We start from the raw sequence: 18,374 nt of genomic DNA, 5'->3' as shown, positions 1-18,374 counted from the left end.
AATTTCGGATTTATTCAACAAAGCGTCCCGGATGTTGAAGAGGCCCATAGCAGCCGTCAAATATCGATATTCGCCGCCTTTAGCGCGTTCTCTTCAATAAACGCGCGCCGTGGCTCGACCGCATCCCCCATCAGCGTGGTAAAAAGTTGATCGGCGGCGATGGCGTCTTTCACCGTGACGCGCAACATGCGCCGGCTATCCGGGTCCATGGTGGTTTCCCACAGCTGTTCGGGGTTCATTTCGCCCAGCCCTTTATAGCGCTGCACCGCCAGGCCGCGACGCGACTCTTTCACCAGCCATTCCAGCGCCTGTTCAAAGCTGGTGACCGGTTGGCGGCGTTCACCGCGCTCGATATAGGCATCTGCCTCGATAAGATCGCTGAGCTTTTCGCCGCGCGTCGCCAGTTTGCGATACTCACCACCGTGAATAAAATCGTAATCCAGCAGATAATCGGTATCGACGCCATGCGTCCGCACGCGCAGCAGCGGCTCGAACAGCTGACGCTCGCGATTTTCCTGCACTTTAAAGCTATAGCTGCTGCCGTGCTTTTCGTTTTCGTTCAGCGCTTGCACCAGCGACGTTATCCAGCTCGTGACCTGCTCCTGCTGATGCAACTGTGCTTCGGTCAACGCCGGCTGGTAAATCAGATGGTTAAGCAGCGCACGCGGGAAGCGGCGCTCCATGCGGCCTATCATCTTTTGCACGGCATAATGTTCGGCGACTAGATTCTCCAGCGGCTCGCCGGCCAGCGCCGGGGCGTTGGCGTTGGCGTTGGCGTTGGCGTGCAGCGTAGCGCCATCCATCGCCAGCGCTATCTGATACTGGTCCATCGACTCGTCATCTTTAATATATTGCTCCTGCTTGCCCTTCTTGACTTTATACAGCGGCGGCTGGGCGATAAACACATGGCCGCGCTCAATAATTTCCGGCATCTGACGATAAAAGAAGGTTAACAACAGGGTGCGGATATGCGAGCCATCGACGTCGGCATCGGTCATGATAATGATATTGTGGTAACGCAGCTTATCCGGATTATATTCATCGCGGCCGATGCCGCAGCCGAGGGCGGTTATCAGCGTGGCGACTTCCTGGGAAGAGAGCATTTTGTCAAAACGGGCTTTTTCAACGTTAAGAATCTTCCCTTTGAGCGGTAATATCGCCTGATTTTTGCGATTGCGGCCCTGCTTGGCGGAACCGCCGGCGGAATCACCCTCCACCAGGTACAGCTCGGACAGCGCCGGATCACGCTCCTGGCAGTCGGCCAGCTTACCGGGCAAACCGGCCAGATCCAGCGCCCCCTTACGGCGGGTCATCTCGCGCGCTTTACGGGCGGCTTCACGGGCGCGGGCGGCATCGATGATTTTACCCACCACGATTTTGGCATCGTTGGGATTTTCCAGCAGATATTCCACTAGCCGTTCGTTCATCAGCGACTCCACCGCGGATTTCACCTCCGAGGAAACCAGCTTGTCCTTGGTTTGGGAAGAGAACTTGGGATCCGGCACCTTGACCGAAACGACGGCGATAAGGCCTTCACGGGCGTCGTCGCCGGTAGCGCTGACTTTGGCCTTCTTACTGTAGCCTTCTTTATCCATATAGGAATTCAGCGTACGGGTCATGGCGGCGCGGAAGCCGGCCAGATGGGTACCGCCATCGCGCTGGGGAATATTGTTGGTGAAGCAGTAGATATTTTCCTGGAACCCGTCGTTCCATTGCAGCGCGATTTCCACGCCGATACTGTCTTTTTCAGTGGAAAAATAGAACACGTTCGGGTGGATAGGGGTTTTGTTCTTGTTCAAATATTCCACGAAAGCCTTAATGCCGCCTTCGTAATGGAAGTGATCTTCTTTGTCGTTGCGCTTGTCCTGCAAACGGATAGACACCCCGGAGTTGAGGAAGGACAACTCACGCAACCGCTTAGCCAGGATTTCGTATTGGAATTCGGTATTATTGGTGAAAGTGGCAAAGCTCGGCCAGAACCGCACGGTGGTGCCGGTCTGGTCGGTCGCGCCCACCACTTCCAGCGGCGATTGGGGCACGCCGCCATGATAGGTCTGCTGATGCATTTTGCCTTCGCGTTTGATCATCAGCTCGAGTTTTTCTGACAGGGCGTTCACCACCGACACGCCGACGCCGTGCAGGCCGCCCGACACCTTATAGGAGTTGTCGTCGAATTTCCCACCCGCGTGCAGCACGGTCATGATGACTTCGGCGGCGGAGACGCCCTCTTCTTCGTGAATGCCGGTCGGAATACCGCGACCATCATCCTGGACGGAAACCGAATTGTCCTCGTGGATCATGACCACGATTTCTTTACAGTGACCGGCAAGGGCTTCGTCGATAGCGTTGTCCACAACCTCGAATACCATATGATGCAGACCGGTACCATCATCGGTATCGCCGATATACATACCCGGGCGCTTACGCACCGCGTCCAGTCCTTTGAGTACTTTGATACTTGAGGAGTCATAAGAATTCGACATCAACGTTTCCCGCTCATTTTAAACTTCGGATTGGAGGCTTATTTTACCCTGTTCCACCTTGAACATCTTGCCCTTTTCATCGGTAATATCACGGATTTGATCCGCGCTGACGAAAACCTGGGCGTGGGTGGCTTTTAGACGCTCCGCCAATAAGCGGCGGCGTCCGGTGTCCAGTTCGGAGACGAAGTCATCGATAAGATACAGACAATGCCGGCCGTTCCGGTGGGTAAGGAATTCGCCCTGCGCCAAACGCAGAGCGCACATTAATAATTTCAGCTGACTGCGCGAGAGGATATCCTCCACCGGTACGCCTTCGGCGCGGATACGGAAATCCGCTTTATGCGGTCCCGACGCGGTGTAGGTCAGTGCGCGATCGCGCTCGAACTGGCGTTCCAGCAGCTCGCCAAAATCGCTTTCTTTGTCCCAGCCGCGCTGGAAGCTGAAATCGAGGCGAAACTCCGGCAAAAATTGCGCGCAGGTGGCGCTAATACTTGCTGTAGTCGGCGCGCCATTGACTGATACGATTCGCCAGCGGTATCAACTCCTGATCCCACGCGCGCAGCTGCTGATAACGGCTGACCTGACGCAGAGCGGCATTGCGCTGTTTTAGCAACCGACGCAGGTTGCTCCAGGCGGTAAAGAAACCCGGTTCATTATGGAAACAGCCCCAATCCATAAATGCGTGCCGGTATTTGGGGCCGCCGTTGAGCAGCGTAAACCCCTCAGGCGTAATCAGCTGCATCGGTAAGAGTTGGGCCAGTTCCGCCACTTTATGGCCATCGCTGCCGTCAATACGCACCGTGCTGTCGCCCAGTCGATTGCGCGACAGCCCCACAGAGGTCGCGCGCGCATCGGTCTCTCCGGCGTCAATACGCCCGTGCAGCACGAATTCCGGCTGTTCATGGCGAATAACGCACCCGGATTGCAAACTGCGCAACGCACGGCCGTGGCCAAGCGTGTAGATCGCCTCCAAAACGCTGGTTTTCCCGCTGCCGTTGGCGCCCACCAGAAAGTTGAAATCGGCGGCCAAGGACAAATCGGCGGAGGCGATGTTACGAAAATCACGAATCAACAGGCGCGACAGAGCCATTATCTCACACTACCTTACCACATTGGCTACAGACGCATCGGCATAACGACATAGGCGGTCGCCTGGCTGGCGCTGTCTTCAATCTGCACGCTGGACACCCCATCGATCAGCAGCAGCCGCACTTCCTCGCATTTCAGAGCGTTTAGCACGTCAAGTACATAGCTGACGTTGAAACCGATTTCCATCTCGCCGCCCTGATAAACGACATCGAGGATCTCTTCCGCTTCTTCCTGTTCGGGATTATTGGCGGTGATTTTCAGCTGGTTGGCGCTGAGATAAAGCCGCACGCCGCGAAACTTTTCATTGGAGAGGATGGCGGCCCGGGCGAAGGCTTGCTTGAGCACATCACAGCCCGCCTCAAGAGTTTTATCGGGATTCTTCGGCAACACGCGGCGATAATCAGGGAAACGGCCGTCGACCAGCTTAGAAGTGAAGATATAATCACCGACGCTGGCGCGAATATTGTTGCTGCCGATTTGCAGCTTGACGGGGTTTTCGCCGCCGTCCAGCATGCGCACCAGCTCCATCACCCCTTTGCGCGGCACAATGACAGAATGGGACGGCAGCGCCTCGCCAACGGACATGGCGCAGACCGCCAGGCGGTGCCCGTCGGTGGCCACGGTACGCAGTTCCTCGCCTTCGGTTTCAAAAAGCATACCGTTGAGATAGTAACGCACATCCTGATGAGCCATCGAGAACTGCGTCGATTCGATTAATCGTTTCAGAATTGACTGCGACAGGGTGAATTCCACCTCGCTTTGCCAATCATCCAGATTGGGAAAGTCGGAGGCGGGCAGCGTGGAAAGAGAATAGCGGCTGCGCCCCGAGCGAATCAGCATCCGTTCACCTTCCAACGTCACGGCGATTTCCGCCCCTTCCGGCAAGCCGCGACAAATATCAAAAAACTTGCGCGCCGGCACCGTGGTGGCACCCGGCTCATGAACGGCGCTCAGCGCCACCCGCGCAACCATTTCCATTTCCAAATCGGTACCGGTCAGATGCAAGCGGTCTTCCGTCACCTGCAATAGCAGGTTACCCAGAATCGGTAATGTGGGGCGGCCTCCCAACGGGCTGCTGACCTGTTGCAGGGGCTTAAGCAGATGCTCACGTTCAACGATAAATTTCATAGTTAGGAAGACAATGTTCTGATTAAGTTAGAGAAATCTTCTTTAATATCGTGGCTCTCTTCACGCAATTGCTCGATTTTCCGGCAGGCGTGCAGCACCGTAGTATGATCGCGCCCGCCGAACGCGTCGCCGATTTCGGGCAGACTATGGTTGGTTAATTCTTTCGATAACGCCATCGCCATCTGTCGGGGGCGGGCTACCGAGCGTGAACGCCGCTTGGAGAGCAAATCGGCCACCTTGATTTTATAGTATTCCGCGACGGTTTTCTGAATATTATCAATGGTGACCAGCTTTTCCTGCAGCGCCAGGAGATCCCGCAGCGCTTCGCGCACAAAGTCAATGGTAATCGCCCGGCCGGTGAAGTTGGCGTTGGCAATGACGCGGTTCAACGCTCCTTCGAGCTCGCGGACGTTGGAACGTAAACGCTTGGCGATAAAAAAGGCCACTTCCCCCGGCAGGCGGATCGCGTTCTCATCGGCTTTCTTCATTAATATCGCCACGCGCGTCTCAAGCTCCGGCGGCTCAATCGCCACCGTCAGCCCCCAGCCAAAGCGCGACTTCAATCGGTCTTCGACGCCGTTTATTTCCTTAGGATAGCGATCGGAGGTCAGAATAATCTGCTGATTGCCTTCCAGCAGCGCATTGAAGGTATGGAAAAACTCCTCCTGCGAGCGCTCTTTATTGGCGAAAAACTGAATGTCATCGATAAGCAACGCGTCCACCGACCGGTAATAGCGTTTAAATTCCTCAATGGCATTATTTTGTAATGCCTTGACCATATCCTGGACAAAACGCTCTGAATGCATATATACCACTTTGGCATTGGCCTTGCGCGCCATGATGCCATTGCCCACCGCGTGCAGCAGATGGGTCTTGCCCAGCCCGGTGCCACCATAAAGGAACAGCGGATTATAAGCGCCGCCGGGATTGTCGGCGACCTGCCGCGCCGCGGCGCGCGCCAGCTGGTTCGATTTACCTTCAACGAAATTGTCAAAGTTATGTTTGGGATTCACATTGGAGCGATAAGAGAGCTCCGGTTGCAGCGGAGCGTTATCCCAGCTCGGCCGGCTGGGCCGCGGACGTGCGACCGCCGCTTGGGACGGCGCCTCGCTGGCGTGATGGCTCGCGGGCTGAAGCACCGCCATTTGCGGCGGCTTGCTGCCCACCTCAAAGCGCAGCAGCGGCGCATCGGTGCCGCAGAAGTCATTCAGCAACCCGTTGATGTTGTTCAAATACTTATCCCGCACCCAATCCAGCACGAACCGATTAGGGGCGTAAAGCGCCAGAGTGTTGTCACTCAGTTCCGCCTGTAGGGGGCGTATCCACATACTGAATTCTGTGGCAGGTAACTCATCCTGTAACCGGGCAAGACATTGCTGCCAAAGCGAAAGTGACACGGCGGACTCCAATCGAACAAGATCAACAAAAGAAAAGAAACAAAACTGTATGATTCAGGATCATCTTTTTGACACAGATTACCGTGATGCAACCTGCGAACCGCCTTAAACGGTTTTTCCCGCAACGGATCTTGGTGAGGATCCCGTCAGGGAGTGCGGATCATAACGCAAACCGCGCCGCAGATCCTCCTCTTCTACACAGTTTTCAACCTTTTTATCCACAGGGTAACCGGGCGCTTGGGAGTGTACCTGATTCTGTCCCCGCTGGATAAAAAGTAAGCCTTATGATCGACGAAATTAAGCATAGTCTGAATTTTTCGGCCGGGATCGCGGACATGTGATCCTGCCAGGAATAGAGTAAATCCCGCATGATCCTTGCGCTTTGGCGCGAACCCCGTATAATTCTCAGCCTACGCGTGACGTCTGTTGTCCTGTCCGACTTACCGGACGGAGATTCTGGCATGAACACGGGTATTCAGGCGGGTATGCGCGATGTGAATTGACTCGGGACTGTACAATTATTACAATTTCGCCTCTTTTATCATCGTTATGCGATTGAGGCGTCGGTCGTTTTCACGCCGAGCGGCCAAACGCGTTTACTGATCAGTAATTATCAAAGTTTAGGTAGAAATCGCTATGAAACGCACTTTCCAACCGTCCGTATTGAAACGCAACCGTACCCACGGTTTCCGTGCTCGTATGGCAACGAAGAACGGTCGTCAGGTTTTGGCACGTCGCCGTGCAAAAGGCCGTACACGCCTGACCGTATCTTCCAAGTAAGAAAGCTTGCCCACCGGGTGGTTAAGCTCGCATTTCCCCGGGAGTTACGGTTGTTAACTCCCAATCATTTTACTTTCGTCTTCCAGCAGCCTCAACGGGCCGGCACGCCGCATGTCACCATCCTCGGCCGCCTGAACACGCTGGGGCATCCCCGCGTCGGTCTCACGGTCGCCAAAAAACATGTAAAACGGGCCCATGAACGAAACAGGATCAAGCGCCTGACGCGCGAAAGTTTCCGCCTACATCAGCACGCCCTGCCCGCCATGGATTTTGTGGTCATCGCCAAAAAAGGCGTGGCCGATCTGGATAACCATGCCCTGACGGAAGCGTTAGAAAAATTATGGCGCCGCCATTGTCGCCAGTCTCAAAGCTGCTGATCGGGTTGATACGCGGTTATCAACTCGTGATCAGCCCGTTGCTGGGACCTCATTGCCGGTTCCGGCCCACTTGTTCGCAGTATGGAATTGAGGCGATACGCAGGTTTGGTATGTTAAAAGGCAGTTGGTTGACATTAAAACGCGTATTAAAATGCCACCCTTTGAACCCAGGTGGCGAAGCTCCCGTGCCGCCAAAAACCTTTGACAACAGAGAACACTAACAATGGATTCGCAACGCAATCTTCTTGTCATCGCTCTGCTATTCGTGTCTTTCATGATCTGGCAGGCCTGGCAGACGGACCATGCTCCCAAGCCTACCGCCCAGACCACGCAACAGAACGCGAACACCACAGCGGCAGACCCGGACAGCCAGGGCGTGCCGGACAGCGGACAGGGCCAGCTCATTACGGTGAAAACCGACGTGCTGTCGCTGAAAATCAATACCCGCGGCGGTGACATCGAGCAGGCTTTCCTGCTGTCCTATCCCGATAAACTGGGTTCGCCGCAGCCTTTCCATTTGCTGGAAACCTCCCCGGAGTTCGTCTATCAGGCGCAAAGCGGCCTGACCGGCAAAAACGGCCCGGATAATCCCGCCAACGGCGAACGCCCGCTGTATACCACCAACCAGGACACCTATGTTCTGGCGGATAACCAGAGCGAATTGCGCGTGCCGCTGACCTATACCGCGCCCGACGGCGCGGTGTACACCAAGACCTTCATCTTGAAACGCGGCGATTTTGCGTTAAACGTCAATTACGATATCAATAACGCCAGCGCGCAACCGCTTGAGCTGACGTTGTTCGGTCAACTGAAACAATCCATTGATTTGCCCAAGGCGCGCGATACCGGCAGCAGCAACTTCGCGTTACACACTTACCGTGGCGCGGCGTACTCCACTACCGACGACAAATATCAGAAGTACAGCTTCAAAGATATCAAGGGCGAGAATCTCTCCGTCAGCACCGAGGGCGGCTGGGTCGCCATGCTGCAGCAGTATTTTGCCACGGCCTGGGTGCCTTTCACCCAGGGCAAAAACACTTTCTATACCACGGACCTGGGCAACGGCCAGGCGGCGGTCGGCTTCAAATCCGCTCCTGTCACCGTCGCGGCCGGCGGCCAAAGCGAGCTGAAAGCCACGCTGTGGCTCGGCCCGGAAATCCAGGACAAGATGGCGGCCATCGCCCCGCATCTGGATTTGGCGGTCGATTACGGCTGGCTATGGTTCATTTCCCAACCGCTGTTCAAGCTGCTGAAATTCATCCACAGCTATATCGGCAACTGGGGCTTCTCCATTATTATCATTACCTTTATCGTGCGCGGCATCATGTACCCGCTGACCAAGGCGCAGTACACCTCGATGGCCAAGATGCGCATGCTGCAGCCGAAACTGGCGGCGATGCGTGAGCGCCTGGGTGACGATAAACAGCGCCAAAGCCAGGAAATGATGGCGCTGTACAAGGCGGAAAAGGTTAATCCACTGGGTGGCTGCCTGCCGCTGGTGATTCAGATGCCGATCTTCCTGGCGCTGTATTACATGCTGTCAGGCTCGATCGAATTGCGCCATGTGCCGTTCGCCCTGTGGATCCATGACCTCTCGGCCCAGGATCCCTACTACATCCTGCCGGTACTGATGGGCATTACCATGTTCTTCATCCAGAAGATGTCGCCCACCACCGTCACTGACCCGATGCAGCAGAAGATCATGACCTTTATGCCGGTGATTTTCACCGTGTTCTTCCTGTGGTTCCCGTCGGGTCTGGTGTTGTACTATATCGTCAGCAACCTGGTGACCATTATCCAGCAGCAGCTTATTTATCGCGGCCTGGAAAAGCGCGGCCTGCACAGCAGGGATAAAAAAGCCAAATAACGGCGCGCGCCCGGCCCGAGCCACGCTGATAAGGCGGTCATGGTTATGACCGCCTTAATTTTTTCAACCGCGCCCCGCGGCGCCAAGCGAGCGTTTCAATGAGCCAGACGGATACCATCACAGCCCTTGCCACCCCCCCCGGACGCGGCGGCGTCGGCATTCTGCGCGTCTCGGGCCCCCAGGCCGCCACGGTGGCCCGCTCGCTGCTGGGTAAGCTGCCGCGGGCGCGTCAGGCGGAATACCTGCCCTTTCACGATGACGGCGGCGCTACGCTTGATCAGGGTATTGCCCTGTTCTTCCCTGGCCCCCATTCCTTTACCGGTGAAGATGTCCTGGAACTGCAAGGGCATGGCGGCCCGGTCATCTTGGATCTGTTGCTGCAACGTATCGTATCGCTGCCCGGCGTGCGCATTGCCCGCCCCGGCGAGTTTTCCGAGCGCGCCTTTCTCAATGACAAACTGGACCTCGTTCAGGCAGAGGCGATTGCCGACCTCATTGACGCTAGCTCTGAGCAGGCCGCCCGCTCGGCGATCAATTCGCTACAGGGCGCGTTTTCCGGGCGAATTCATGAATTAGTGGAAGCGCTCACTAACCTGCGCATCTACGTCGAAGCGGCTATCGACTTTCCCGATGAAGAAATCGATTTCCTCTCCGACGGTAAAATTGAAGCCAGCCTGAACGACGTCATCGCCTGCCTTGATGGAGTACGCATCGAAGCGCGCCAGGGCAGCCTGCTGCGCGAAGGCATGAAAGTGGTGATTGCCGGTAAACCGAACGCCGGTAAATCCAGCCTGCTGAACGCGCTTGCGGGGCGCGAGGCCGCCATCGTCACCGCCATCGCGGGCACGACGCGCGACGTGCTGCGTGAACATATCCACCTGGACGGTATGCCGCTGCATATTATCGATACCGCCGGCCTGCGCGACGCCGGCGACGAGGTGGAGCGGATCGGCATTGAGCGTGCCTGGCGTGAAATTGAACAGGCCGACCATGTGCTGCTGATGGTGGACGGCGCCGCCACCCCACTCAGTGACCCGGATATGCTTTGGCCGGCGTTTATCGCCCGTTTGCCTTCCGGTATGCCGGTTACGGTAGTGCGCAATAAAGCCGACCTCACCGGCGAAAGCGTCGCTATTAGTGAGGTGAGCAGTTACTCACTCATTACCCTTTCCGCCCAGTCCGGCGTGGGCGTGGACCTGCTGCGTACCCATTTGAAGCAGAGCATGGGCTTTACCGGCAGCACCGAGGGGGGTTTTTTGGCCCGCCGACGCCATCTAGACGCGCTGGAAACCGCCGCCGTGCATTTGCAGCAGGGGAAAGAACAGTTAGTGAGCGCTTACTCAGGAGAGCTGCTGGCGGAAGAGTTACGGCTGGCGCAACAGGCGCTGAGTGAAATTACCGGTGAATTCAGCTCCGACGACCTGCTCGGCAGGATTTTTTCTAGTTTCTGTATCGGCAAATGAATCTGGTTAGTAACGTCCGCTCCCTTTCTCTCACTCCATAAGATTCACGGTTGGATGTGCCAGCCCCAACCGACATCCAGGCGCCTCACTATGACGCTGAAAGGCATTATCCCTGCCGAGATATCTCAATAACCTGTACGAGCAGAAATAGCCGCTTATCGGGCCCGAAAATGCTGCCGCGCAGCAGCAAACACCCCTTTTGGCGCCAGCGCGCCGGGGAATATGAAAACTATTTCTGCCTAAGCGTCGCCCTGGTCCAGTGAGATACAGCCTGCTATCCGGCCCCGCAGCGGGGCGCGATGAGGCACAGCGGTCAATTCTGTGAGGTGGTTGACTTTCGCCCGCTCCGGCGCTTGCGAAACCCGCGTGAAAGCAACAAGGTACCCTGTAATCGATTCAATGCGAAAAGGTACCCCATGTCCGCGAAAAACGATCTTTACCGACAAATAAGCGCGTGCTATCACCACGAGAGCGAAGGGTTTACCACGCAGGACTGCGAACGTTTTACCTCCGCCAGCCGCAGCGTGATAAGCCTTTATCTCAATCAGCTGTGTGACGAGGGATTTTTGCGGAAGGAAAATACCCGCCCGGTCCGTTTCTGGCTTAAGTGCAGATTCCGACGTATCCGATCAGCTGTTCCGGCGACATCCGATCAGTTATTCCGATATTTTCCGATCACCCATTCCAGTGATATTCGATCACGTGTTCGCTCATCTTCTAACTCGGGTTTAGTCTATTTTTCCTGTGCTGGCTACTCCTTGCTCTTTGCGTAGTGATTCGTCTTTAAGTTCCAGTCTATAGCTGGGGTGTACTAACCGATCGAGTAACGCGTCAGCTGTCGTGGGGTTTTCTATCAGTCCAGGCTTTGTTGAATAAATCGAACTTTTAGGTGACTGGCGGCTCTGATCACTACATTCGTTTCAACATCAAGTCCCCATGGCAAAGCAAAAGTTTAAAATTACCAACTGGCCCGCATACAACAATGCGCTCAGGCAGCGGGGGGACCTGACAGTATGGCTTGATGAGTCAGCCATTGCTGCATGGACTGAGAGTACACCACCTGAACATCGTGGCCGGCCGCTTCACTACACCGATATGGCCATTACCACGGTTCTGATGATAAAGCGCGTGTTTAACCTTTCACTCCGGGCGTTACAGGGTTTCGTTGACTCAATTTTTAAACTGATGGGGCTGTCGCTGCGCTGCCCAGATTACTCTTTGGTCAGCCGGCGAGCAAAAACCGTCGACATCAGCATAAAAACGCCAACCCGCGGCGAAATCTCACACCTGGTCATCGATGGCACCGGCCTGAAAGTCTTCGGCGAAGGCGAATGGAAAGTCAGGCAGCATGGGGCTGAGAGGCGCAGAGTATGGCGCAAGCTTCATCTGGCAGTAGATAGCGTGACACATGAAATTATCTGTGCCGATTTATCGCTAAGCGGTACGACAGATGCGCAGGCGCTGCCCGGGCTGATTAACCAAACCCACCGGAAAATCAGGGAAGCGTCGGCTGACAGTGCTTACGATACGCGTTACTGTCATGATGCTCTGCTGAGGAAAAAAATAAAGCCGCTTATCCCACCGCGAAGTGGTGCGCAATATTGGCCAGCTCGATACCATGAGCGTAACCATGCGGTGGCAAATCAGCATCTGAGCGGCAATAACGATACCTGGAAAAAGAAAGTAGGTTATCACCGGCGTTCACTGGCTGAAACGGCCATGTTCCGGTTTAAAACACTTCTGGGTGGTCATCTGAGTCTGCATGACTATGACGCGCAGGTAGGTGAGGCAATGGCAATGGTTAAAGCACTTAACCGGATCACACTGTTAGGAATGCCAAACAGCGTCCGCATCATGGAGCCTGTTTAGAAATTTGTGTATTTGCCTGATTTTGATATGTTCAATCCAACATCAAAAACAGGTTAATTTATGGACGAAAAGCAGTTGCAGGCTCTGGCTAACGAACTGGCCAAAAATCTCAAAACCCCTGAAGATCTCAGTCACTTCGATCGGCTGCTGAAAAAAATCAGCGTCGAAGCAGCTCTCAATGCCGAAATGACCCATCACCTCGGCTACGATAAAAATCAGCCTAAACCGGGGACCAACGCCCGCAACGGCTATTCCACAAAAACCGTTACCACTGGCGATGGCCCGCTGGCGCTGCGTACTCCGCGCGATCGTGACGGTTCCTTTGAACCGCAACTGGTGAAGAAGAACCAGACCCGGATTACCGGGATGGATAACCAGATTTTATCGTTGTACGCCAAAGGGATGACCACCCGCGAGATCGCCGCCGCGTTCAAAGAGCTGTATGACGCCGATGTCTCGCCGGCGCTGGTCTCAAAGGTCACCGATGCGGTCATGGAGCAGGTTGTTGAATGGCAAAACCGGCCTCTGGATGCAGTCTATCCCATTGTTTATCTTGACTGTATCGTTCTAAAAGTCCGGCAGGACAGCCGCATCATCAACAAATCTGTGTTCCTGGCGCTGGGCATCAACATCGAAGGCCAGAAAGAGTTGCTAGGTATGTGGCTGGCCGAAAATGAAGGCGCAAAGTTCTGGCTGAACGTGCTGACAGAGCTGAAAAACCGCGGCCTGAACGATATCCTTATCGCCTGCGTAGACGGGCTGAAAGGTTTCCCTGACGCTATTAACGCGGTGTATCCGGAGGCGCGGCTCCAGCTGTGTATCGTACATATGGTGCGCAACAGCCTGCGGTTCGTCTCCTGGAAGGACTACAAGGCCGTCACCCGCGACCTGAAAGCTATCTATCAGGCCCCTACGGAAGAAGCCGGCTTGCAGGCGCTGGAAGCGTTCTCCAGTGCCTGGGACATCCGCTACCCGCAAATAAGTCGAAGCTGGCAGGCAAACTGGGCCAATCTGGCCACGTTCTTTGCCTACCCAACGGACATCCGCATGGTGATCTACACGACCAACGCCATCGAGTCGTTAAACAGCGTGATCCGGCATGCCATCAAAAAGCGCAAGGTGTTCCCGACCGACGACGCAGTGAAAAAGGTGGTGTGGCTGGCGATACAGGCGGCCTCACAGAAATGGACAATGCCTTTGAGGGACTGGCGCATGGCAATGAGCCGCTTTATTATCGAGTTCGGTGACCGCCTGGACGGTCACTTCTGAGAAAAGGCATTTACACAGAATCGTGTACAGGGTCCGCCTCTGAAAATTGCAAGGCAACTTATCGCCAACGGCGTCGATCGCGCTATCGTCAAAATGTCGAAGGGTCTTTCAGACGACGAACTGGCTTCCCTGTTCGATGACAGTCACTAGTGCAACGCATTGATTATCAGATCGCACTCAACCACATCACCGAGGTCAGCGAAACCCCGCATCAGGCCAAGCAGTGGCTCATCGTGCAGCAACAGCACGCCGGGGAAATTGCCCGCGTCAGACTGGCGCTGCACAGCCTGCCGTATGTGACGAGCTACGAATTGCCGTTTCGGCTGCTGCTTATCCGTGCGCCACAGGCTATCGAAAAACTGCGCGACGAGCTGACCATTCACAGTCGTCGGGTGGAAATCAACGGCAGCAAACGCGGGGTGTTGTATAGCTTTGACGCCGATGTTGCTGCGCCGGAGGCCTTTCACTACACGCGCAAATTCACCGTTTTCCGCTCCGGTGCCGAAGGCGGCACAGAAAACAGCTACACCAGTGACCCTGTACACGATTCTGTGTAAATGCCTTTTCTCAGAAGTGACCGTCCAGGCGGTCACCGAACTCGATAATAAAGCGGCTCATTGCCATGCGCCAGTCCCTCAAAGGCATTGTCCATTTCTGTGAGGCCGCCTGTATCGCCAGCCACACCACCTTTTTCACTGCGTCGTCGGTCGGGAACACCTTGCGCTTTTTGATGGCATGCCGGATCACGCTGTTTAACGACTCGATGGCGTTGGTCGTGTAGATCACCTTGCGGATGTCCGTTGGGTAGGCAAAGAACGTGGCCAGATTGGCCCAGTTTGCCTACCAGCTTCGACTTATTTGCGGGTAGCGGATGTCCCAGGCACTGGAGAACGCTTCCAGCGCCTGCAAGCCGGCTTCTTCCGTAGGGGCCTGATAGATAGCTTTCAGGTCGCGGGTGACGGCCTTGTAGTCCTTCCAGGAGACGAACCGCAGGCTGTTGCGCACCATATGTACGATACACAGCTGGAGCCGCGCCTCCGGATACACCGCGTTAATAGCGTCAGGGAAACCTTTCAGCCCGTCTACGCAGGCGATAAGGATATCGTTCAGGCCGCGGTTTTTCAGCTCTGTCAGCACGTTCAGCCAGAACTTTGCGCCTTCATTTTCGGCCAGCCACATACCTAGCAACTCTTTCTGGCCTTCGATGTTGATGCCCAGCGCCAGGAACACAGATTTGTTGATGATGCGGCTGTCCTGCCGGACTTTTAGAACGATACAGTCAAGATAAACAATGGGATAGACTGCATCCAGAGGCCGGTTTTGCCATTCAACAACCTGCTCCATGACCGCATCGGTGACCTTTGAGACCAGCGCCGGCGAGACATCGGCGTCATACAGCTCTTTGAACGCGGCGGCGATCTCGCGGGTGGTCATCCCTTTGGCGTACAACGATAAAATCTGGTTATCCATCCCGGTAATCCGGGTCTGGTTCTTCTTCACCAGTTGCGGTTCAAAGGAACCGTCACGATCGCGCGGAGTACGCAGCGCCAGCGGGCCATCGCCAGTGGTAACGGTTTTTGTGGAATAGCCGTTGCGGGCGTTGGTCCCCGGTTTAGGCTGATTTTTATCGTAGCCGAGGTGATGGGTCATTTCGGCATTGAGAGCTGCTTCGACGCTGATTTTTTTCAGCAGCCGATCGAAGTGACTGAGATCTTCAGGGGTTTTGAGATTTTTGGCCAGTTCGTTAGCCAGAGCCTGCAACTGTTTTTCGTCCATAAATTAACCTGTTTTTGATGTTGGATTGAACATATCAAAATCAGGCAAATACACAAATTTCTAAACAGGCTCTCGGAATCTGCAACACTCACATTTTCTATGCGCCATGGCGGTCAAACCCTCAGCAGCGCCGAGTTAAAACACCGTACCGAAACCGTGCTCGTCGACCGCTTTGCCGCCATCCGCGATGTCGCAGACTGTCTAGCCGATTTGGATGCCGCCAGCGCCGATGCGCCGCCGACGCCGGTGGCCTTTCGTCCCCAGCCTTATCAACCGCGGTCGATTACGCCGCAGGAACCGCTTACCCTGAGCGGTTGGCGGCTGAAGCGCTATCGCCTGCACTACCCTCTGGCCGGCGGCGTTTCCTGCTTCGAGGCGGTATTGCCACAGCTCACCGTCTGGCTGCCTCCTGATGCGCAGCGTGCGGACAGCGCCGGGATCGGCGTCATGATTGAACATCAGGGCCGGGAACGCGACTATCTTGTGTTGGGTTGTGGGACAATGAGAACGAGCTGCGTATCAAGATCTGGGTGACCGACAGCGGGAGCTGGCGGCTGGCGCGCAACGTATCGTTCTGCGTCTGGGATATGCAGGTGCTGGCGTTTGAACGTGACGCCTACGTCAGCACCATGCTATGCCGACAGCCTAATGTGGACGCCTGGCTGGCGCGCACCCTGCGTAGCGACGCGGAGTGAAGGTGATGCGCGAGGTCTATTTCCTGTTGCTGCCGCATGTCATGTCGCTGGATATCACCGGGCCGGCGGAGGTGCTGACCCTGGCCGGCGGGTTCCGTCTGCACTATATCGGTCCATCGGTCCGCAGCCGGACGTGGTGACCTCCACCGGCCTAACGAGCCGTTGCCCGCGACGCTGCCTGACGACAGTCTGGTGTTTGTGCCCGGCGTCAGCGACTCCAGCAGACAGCTTGAGACCCCGCAGGCGCAATCAGCCCAGCGATGGTTGCAATAGCACCGGACGCGCTTTCACTCACGGCTTTGGACGCTGGTCTGCATCTGCTCCGGCGCGCTTTTGGCGGCGCGCGCCGGTTTGCTTGATGGCTATTGCTGCACGACGCACCACCAGGTGATGGCGCGCCTGCGTCAACAGACGCCGGCGGCCCTGCCCCGAGACAATCGCATTTTTGTCGGGGACAGAGGGCTCTATACTAGCGCCGGCATTACCGCCGGCATCGATCTGGCGCTGCATCTCGTGAGCCAATACGCGAGGCCGCAGGTGGCGATGTCGGTGGCGCGGGAAATGGTGGTGTATTTCCGGCGCGGTGGCGATGATCCGCAACTGTCGCCCTGGCTGCGCTATCGCAATCATTTGCATCCGGCAGTGCATCAGGCCCAGGATATTCTTGCCCGCGAGCCGGAGACCGATTGGCATCTTGAGCAACTGGCGCAGCAGGTTTTCATGAGCGGCCGCCATCTTAGCAGGCTGTTTCGCGTTCATCTCGGCCTTAGCGTACGCGCCTATCATGAGCAGTTGCGACTGGCGGTGGCCGAGCAACGGCTACAACAAGGGATGGGAATCGAAAAAGCGGCGCTTTGCGCCGGTTTTACTTCCGGTCGTCAACTGCGGCGCGCGCAGGCGCGCCGGCAAACGCATTGAAAGACTCGTAACGCTGAGCGGCGACTGCCCGTACGCTGCATAAACGGACGGCGCACCCTGAACGGCAGTTGCGGTTTGCTACCTGAACGGACGGCGCATCGGCAAGCAATAGCGATATCTTCTGCACCGACAACGCAGACGCCGCCGGCGACCGTCCGCGGCCTCAACTGATGCGCCGTCGGGTGTCTATCTTTTCCACCGCCACCGCCAGCCGCAGACTTAGCAGCAACGTGACCGTAAAAATCAGCGGAATATCCAGCATCGGCCACCGTTTCATATCCAGGCCATGTGTGCGAAGAAAATGAATAATAAAGGCGTGGAATCCGTAAATGCCCAGCGAATGACGCGAGACCCAAGACAGCAGCGCCAGCGGCCGATGGTCCAGGGCGGATTTAAACCAGATAAACAAACTCACCGCGGCGATAAAGACCAAGGGTCCGCAAAACTCGTAAAACGTATCGGCGAAGTCGCCGTTAATAATAAGCTACTTTTTGGTGCCCGCCGCGATCAGCGCAACGGCAAGCAGGAATACCAGCGCCGACAACAGCAGTACGCGTTTGTTATCCAGCGTCAGCATACCAATGGCGCGCCCGAGAATGGCGTACAGCAAATAATAAATCATGTCGCCATTAATAAATAAATTTATCGGCTCGAATTTTACGCCTGCCAGATGAAGCGCCGGGCTATGGGGGTTGGCCAGTACCGCCGCCAGCAGGATAATCACCGCCAGGTGGCTGGCGCTTAATGCTTTGACCTGAATTAACGGTGAGAGCAAATAAAGGACAATGACGGCATAGAAATACCATAGATGATAAAACGCCGGCTTTTGCAACATACCTGACAGCGCCTGGTGCGCGCTGATTGGGGTGAGCAAAGCCATATATATCAGCCCCACCGCACTGTAAAACAGTAAACAGCCCACCAGCCTGAGCAGGTGTTTTTTAGTCGCCGCACGCTCGCCGTAAAACAGATACCCAGAAATCATCATAAACAGCGGCACCGCTACCCGGGAGGCCGAATTAAGCATATTGGCGAACATCCAATTATGTTCACCTACGGTATTGCCGTGAGTAACGTAATACGTTGTGGTATGTATCATTACCACCATCATGCAGGCACAGCCGCGCAGATTATCTATCCAGGTGAATTTTTTTTCAGTGGCTATCTGCGTCATCCTTTTCCCCGGCCGCCGGTCAACAGCTTGATCATCAGAGAGTTAGATTAGATTAACTTGGCTTATTATTGAAGGTTAAAGAATAAATC

General features: G+C 55.6%; 13 protein-coding genes and 5 pseudogenes. 11 read left to right on the top strand and 7 right to left on the bottom strand.

Annotated elements, in window-relative coordinates:
- Nucleotides 1-56 precede the first annotated feature (56 nt).
- The 4 genes and pseudogenes from gyrB to dnaA form a co-directional block, all read right to left on the bottom strand.
- Nucleotides 57-2,483, bottom strand: a complete 2,427-nt coding sequence (gene gyrB / locus SOPEG_RS22190; protein WP_025246980.1) for a DNA topoisomerase (ATP-hydrolyzing) subunit B — start codon at nt 2,481-2,483, stop codon at nt 57-59.
- 18 nt (nt 2,484-2,501) lie between these two features.
- Nucleotides 2,502-3,573, bottom strand: a pseudogene (gene recF, locus SOPEG_RS22185) (DNA replication/repair protein RecF).
- A 26-nt stretch (nt 3,574-3,599) separates the two neighbouring features.
- A complete protein-coding gene (dnaN, locus tag SOPEG_RS22180; RefSeq protein ID WP_025246979.1) occupies nt 3,600-4,700 on the bottom strand; it encodes a DNA polymerase III subunit beta in 1,101 nt (366 codons plus the stop codon).
- 2 nt (nt 4,701-4,702) lie between these two features.
- Nucleotides 4,703-6,097, bottom strand: a complete 1,395-nt coding sequence (gene dnaA / locus SOPEG_RS22175) for a chromosomal replication initiator protein DnaA (RefSeq protein ID WP_025246978.1) — start codon at nt 6,095-6,097, stop codon at nt 4,703-4,705.
- 636 nt (nt 6,098-6,733) lie between these two features.
- Here dnaA and rpmH point away from each other — a divergent pair.
- The 5 genes from rpmH (at nt 6,734) to mnmE (ending at nt 10,584) form a co-directional block, all read left to right on the top strand.
- Complete coding sequence (rpmH, locus tag SOPEG_RS25785) at nt 6,734-6,877, top strand: 50S ribosomal protein L34 (RefSeq protein WP_071881986.1); 144 nt, start codon at nt 6,734-6,736, stop codon at nt 6,875-6,877.
- 17 nt (nt 6,878-6,894) lie between these two features.
- Nucleotides 6,895-7,254, top strand: a complete 360-nt coding sequence (gene rnpA, locus SOPEG_RS22170; RefSeq protein ID WP_071881985.1) for a ribonuclease P protein component — start codon at nt 6,895-6,897, stop codon at nt 7,252-7,254.
- A complete protein-coding gene (gene yidD, locus SOPEG_RS25780; RefSeq protein ID WP_071882291.1) occupies nt 7,218-7,475 on the top strand; it encodes a membrane protein insertion efficiency factor YidD in 258 nt (85 codons plus the stop codon). The genes rnpA and yidD overlap by 37 nt, the downstream gene beginning before the upstream one ends.
- A 2-nt stretch (nt 7,476-7,477) precedes the next feature.
- Nucleotides 7,478-9,121 (top strand): membrane protein insertase YidC, encoded by a 1,644-nt coding sequence (gene yidC, locus SOPEG_RS22165; protein WP_025246976.1) that lies wholly within the window; start codon nt 7,478-7,480, stop codon nt 9,119-9,121.
- A 98-nt stretch (nt 9,122-9,219) separates the two neighbouring features.
- On the top strand, nt 9,220-10,584 hold the full coding sequence (gene mnmE / locus SOPEG_RS22160; protein ID WP_025246975.1) for a tRNA uridine-5-carboxymethylaminomethyl(34) synthesis GTPase MnmE: 1,365 nt from the start codon (nt 9,220-9,222) through the stop codon (nt 10,582-10,584).
- Nucleotides 10,585-11,312: 728 nt separating this feature from the next.
- Here the strand turns inward: mnmE and SOPEG_RS28985 are convergent.
- Nucleotides 11,313-11,444: pseudogene (locus tag SOPEG_RS28985) on the bottom strand (AAA family ATPase); the annotation flags it as partial.
- A gap of 76 nt (nt 11,445-11,520) precedes the next feature.
- Here SOPEG_RS28985 and SOPEG_RS22155 point away from each other — a divergent pair.
- From SOPEG_RS22155 to SOPEG_RS22145, 3 genes are all read left to right on the top strand, one after another.
- Complete coding sequence (locus SOPEG_RS22155) at nt 11,521-12,453, top strand: IS5-like element ISSoEn1 family transposase (RefSeq protein ID WP_025246974.1); 933 nt, start codon at nt 11,521-11,523, stop codon at nt 12,451-12,453.
- A gap of 60 nt (nt 12,454-12,513) precedes the next feature.
- Nucleotides 12,514-13,722, top strand: a complete 1,209-nt coding sequence (locus SOPEG_RS22150) for an IS256-like element ISSoEn2 family transposase (RefSeq protein WP_025246973.1) — start codon at nt 12,514-12,516, stop codon at nt 13,720-13,722.
- Nucleotides 13,723-13,871: 149 nt separating this feature from the next.
- On the top strand, nt 13,872-14,279 hold the full coding sequence (locus SOPEG_RS22145) for a hypothetical protein (RefSeq protein WP_025246972.1): 408 nt from the start codon (nt 13,872-13,874) through the stop codon (nt 14,277-14,279).
- A 10-nt stretch (nt 14,280-14,289) separates the two neighbouring features.
- Here the strand turns inward: SOPEG_RS22145 and SOPEG_RS22135 are convergent.
- Nucleotides 14,290-15,498 (bottom strand): annotated as a pseudogene (locus SOPEG_RS22135) (IS256-like element ISSoEn2 family transposase).
- A gap of 99 nt (nt 15,499-15,597) precedes the next feature.
- On the opposite strand from SOPEG_RS22135, the gene SOPEG_RS30150 reads away from it, so the two are divergent.
- The 3 genes and pseudogenes from SOPEG_RS30150 (at nt 15,598) to SOPEG_RS22125 (ending at nt 17,111) form a co-directional block, all read left to right on the top strand.
- Nucleotides 15,598-16,032, top strand: coding sequence for a hypothetical protein (locus SOPEG_RS30150; RefSeq protein ID WP_051419980.1), 435 nt, complete (start codon nt 15,598-15,600; stop codon nt 16,030-16,032).
- Nucleotides 16,029-16,193, top strand: coding sequence for a hypothetical protein (locus tag SOPEG_RS28470; protein ID WP_158382513.1), 165 nt, complete (start codon nt 16,029-16,031; stop codon nt 16,191-16,193). The genes SOPEG_RS30150 and SOPEG_RS28470 overlap by 4 nt, the downstream gene beginning before the upstream one ends.
- A gap of 2 nt (nt 16,194-16,195) precedes the next feature.
- Nucleotides 16,196-17,111 (top strand): annotated as a pseudogene (locus tag SOPEG_RS22125) (GlxA family transcriptional regulator).
- A 163-nt stretch (nt 17,112-17,274) separates the two neighbouring features.
- Here SOPEG_RS22125 and SOPEG_RS22120 read toward each other — a convergent pair.
- Nucleotides 17,275-18,285 (bottom strand): annotated as a pseudogene (locus SOPEG_RS22120) (acyltransferase).
- Nucleotides 18,286-18,374: the final 89 nt, after the last annotated feature.

The sequence above is a fragment of the Candidatus Sodalis pierantonius str. SOPE genome (genome assembly GCF_000517405.1).
Lineage (GTDB): Bacteria > Pseudomonadota > Gammaproteobacteria > Enterobacterales > Enterobacteriaceae > Sodalis_C > Sodalis_C pierantonii.
This window is presented reverse-complemented; position numbering and strand designations above follow the sequence as displayed.

Coding starts and splice junctions, on each gene's coding strand:
- gyrB (WP_025246980.1), bottom strand. CDS start 2,483: ATGTCGAATTCTTATGACTCCTCAAGTATCAAAGTACTCAAAGGACTG.
- dnaN (WP_025246979.1), bottom strand. CDS start 4,700: ATGAAATTTATCGTTGAACGTGAGCATCTGCTTAAGCCCCTGCAACAG.
- rpmH (WP_071881986.1), top strand. CDS start 6,734: ATGAAACGCACTTTCCAACCGTCCGTATTGAAACGCAACCGTACCCAC.
- yidD (WP_071882291.1), top strand. CDS start 7,218: ATGGCGCCGCCATTGTCGCCAGTCTCAAAGCTGCTGATCGGGTTGATA.
- yidC (WP_025246976.1), top strand. CDS start 7,478: ATGGATTCGCAACGCAATCTTCTTGTCATCGCTCTGCTATTCGTGTCT.
- mnmE (WP_025246975.1), top strand. CDS start 9,220: ATGAGCCAGACGGATACCATCACAGCCCTTGCCACCCCCCCCGGACGC.
- SOPEG_RS22155 (WP_025246974.1), top strand. CDS start 11,521: ATGGCAAAGCAAAAGTTTAAAATTACCAACTGGCCCGCATACAACAAT.
- SOPEG_RS22150 (WP_025246973.1), top strand. CDS start 12,514: ATGGACGAAAAGCAGTTGCAGGCTCTGGCTAACGAACTGGCCAAAAAT.
- SOPEG_RS30150 (WP_051419980.1), top strand. CDS start 15,598: ATGCGCCATGGCGGTCAAACCCTCAGCAGCGCCGAGTTAAAACACCGT.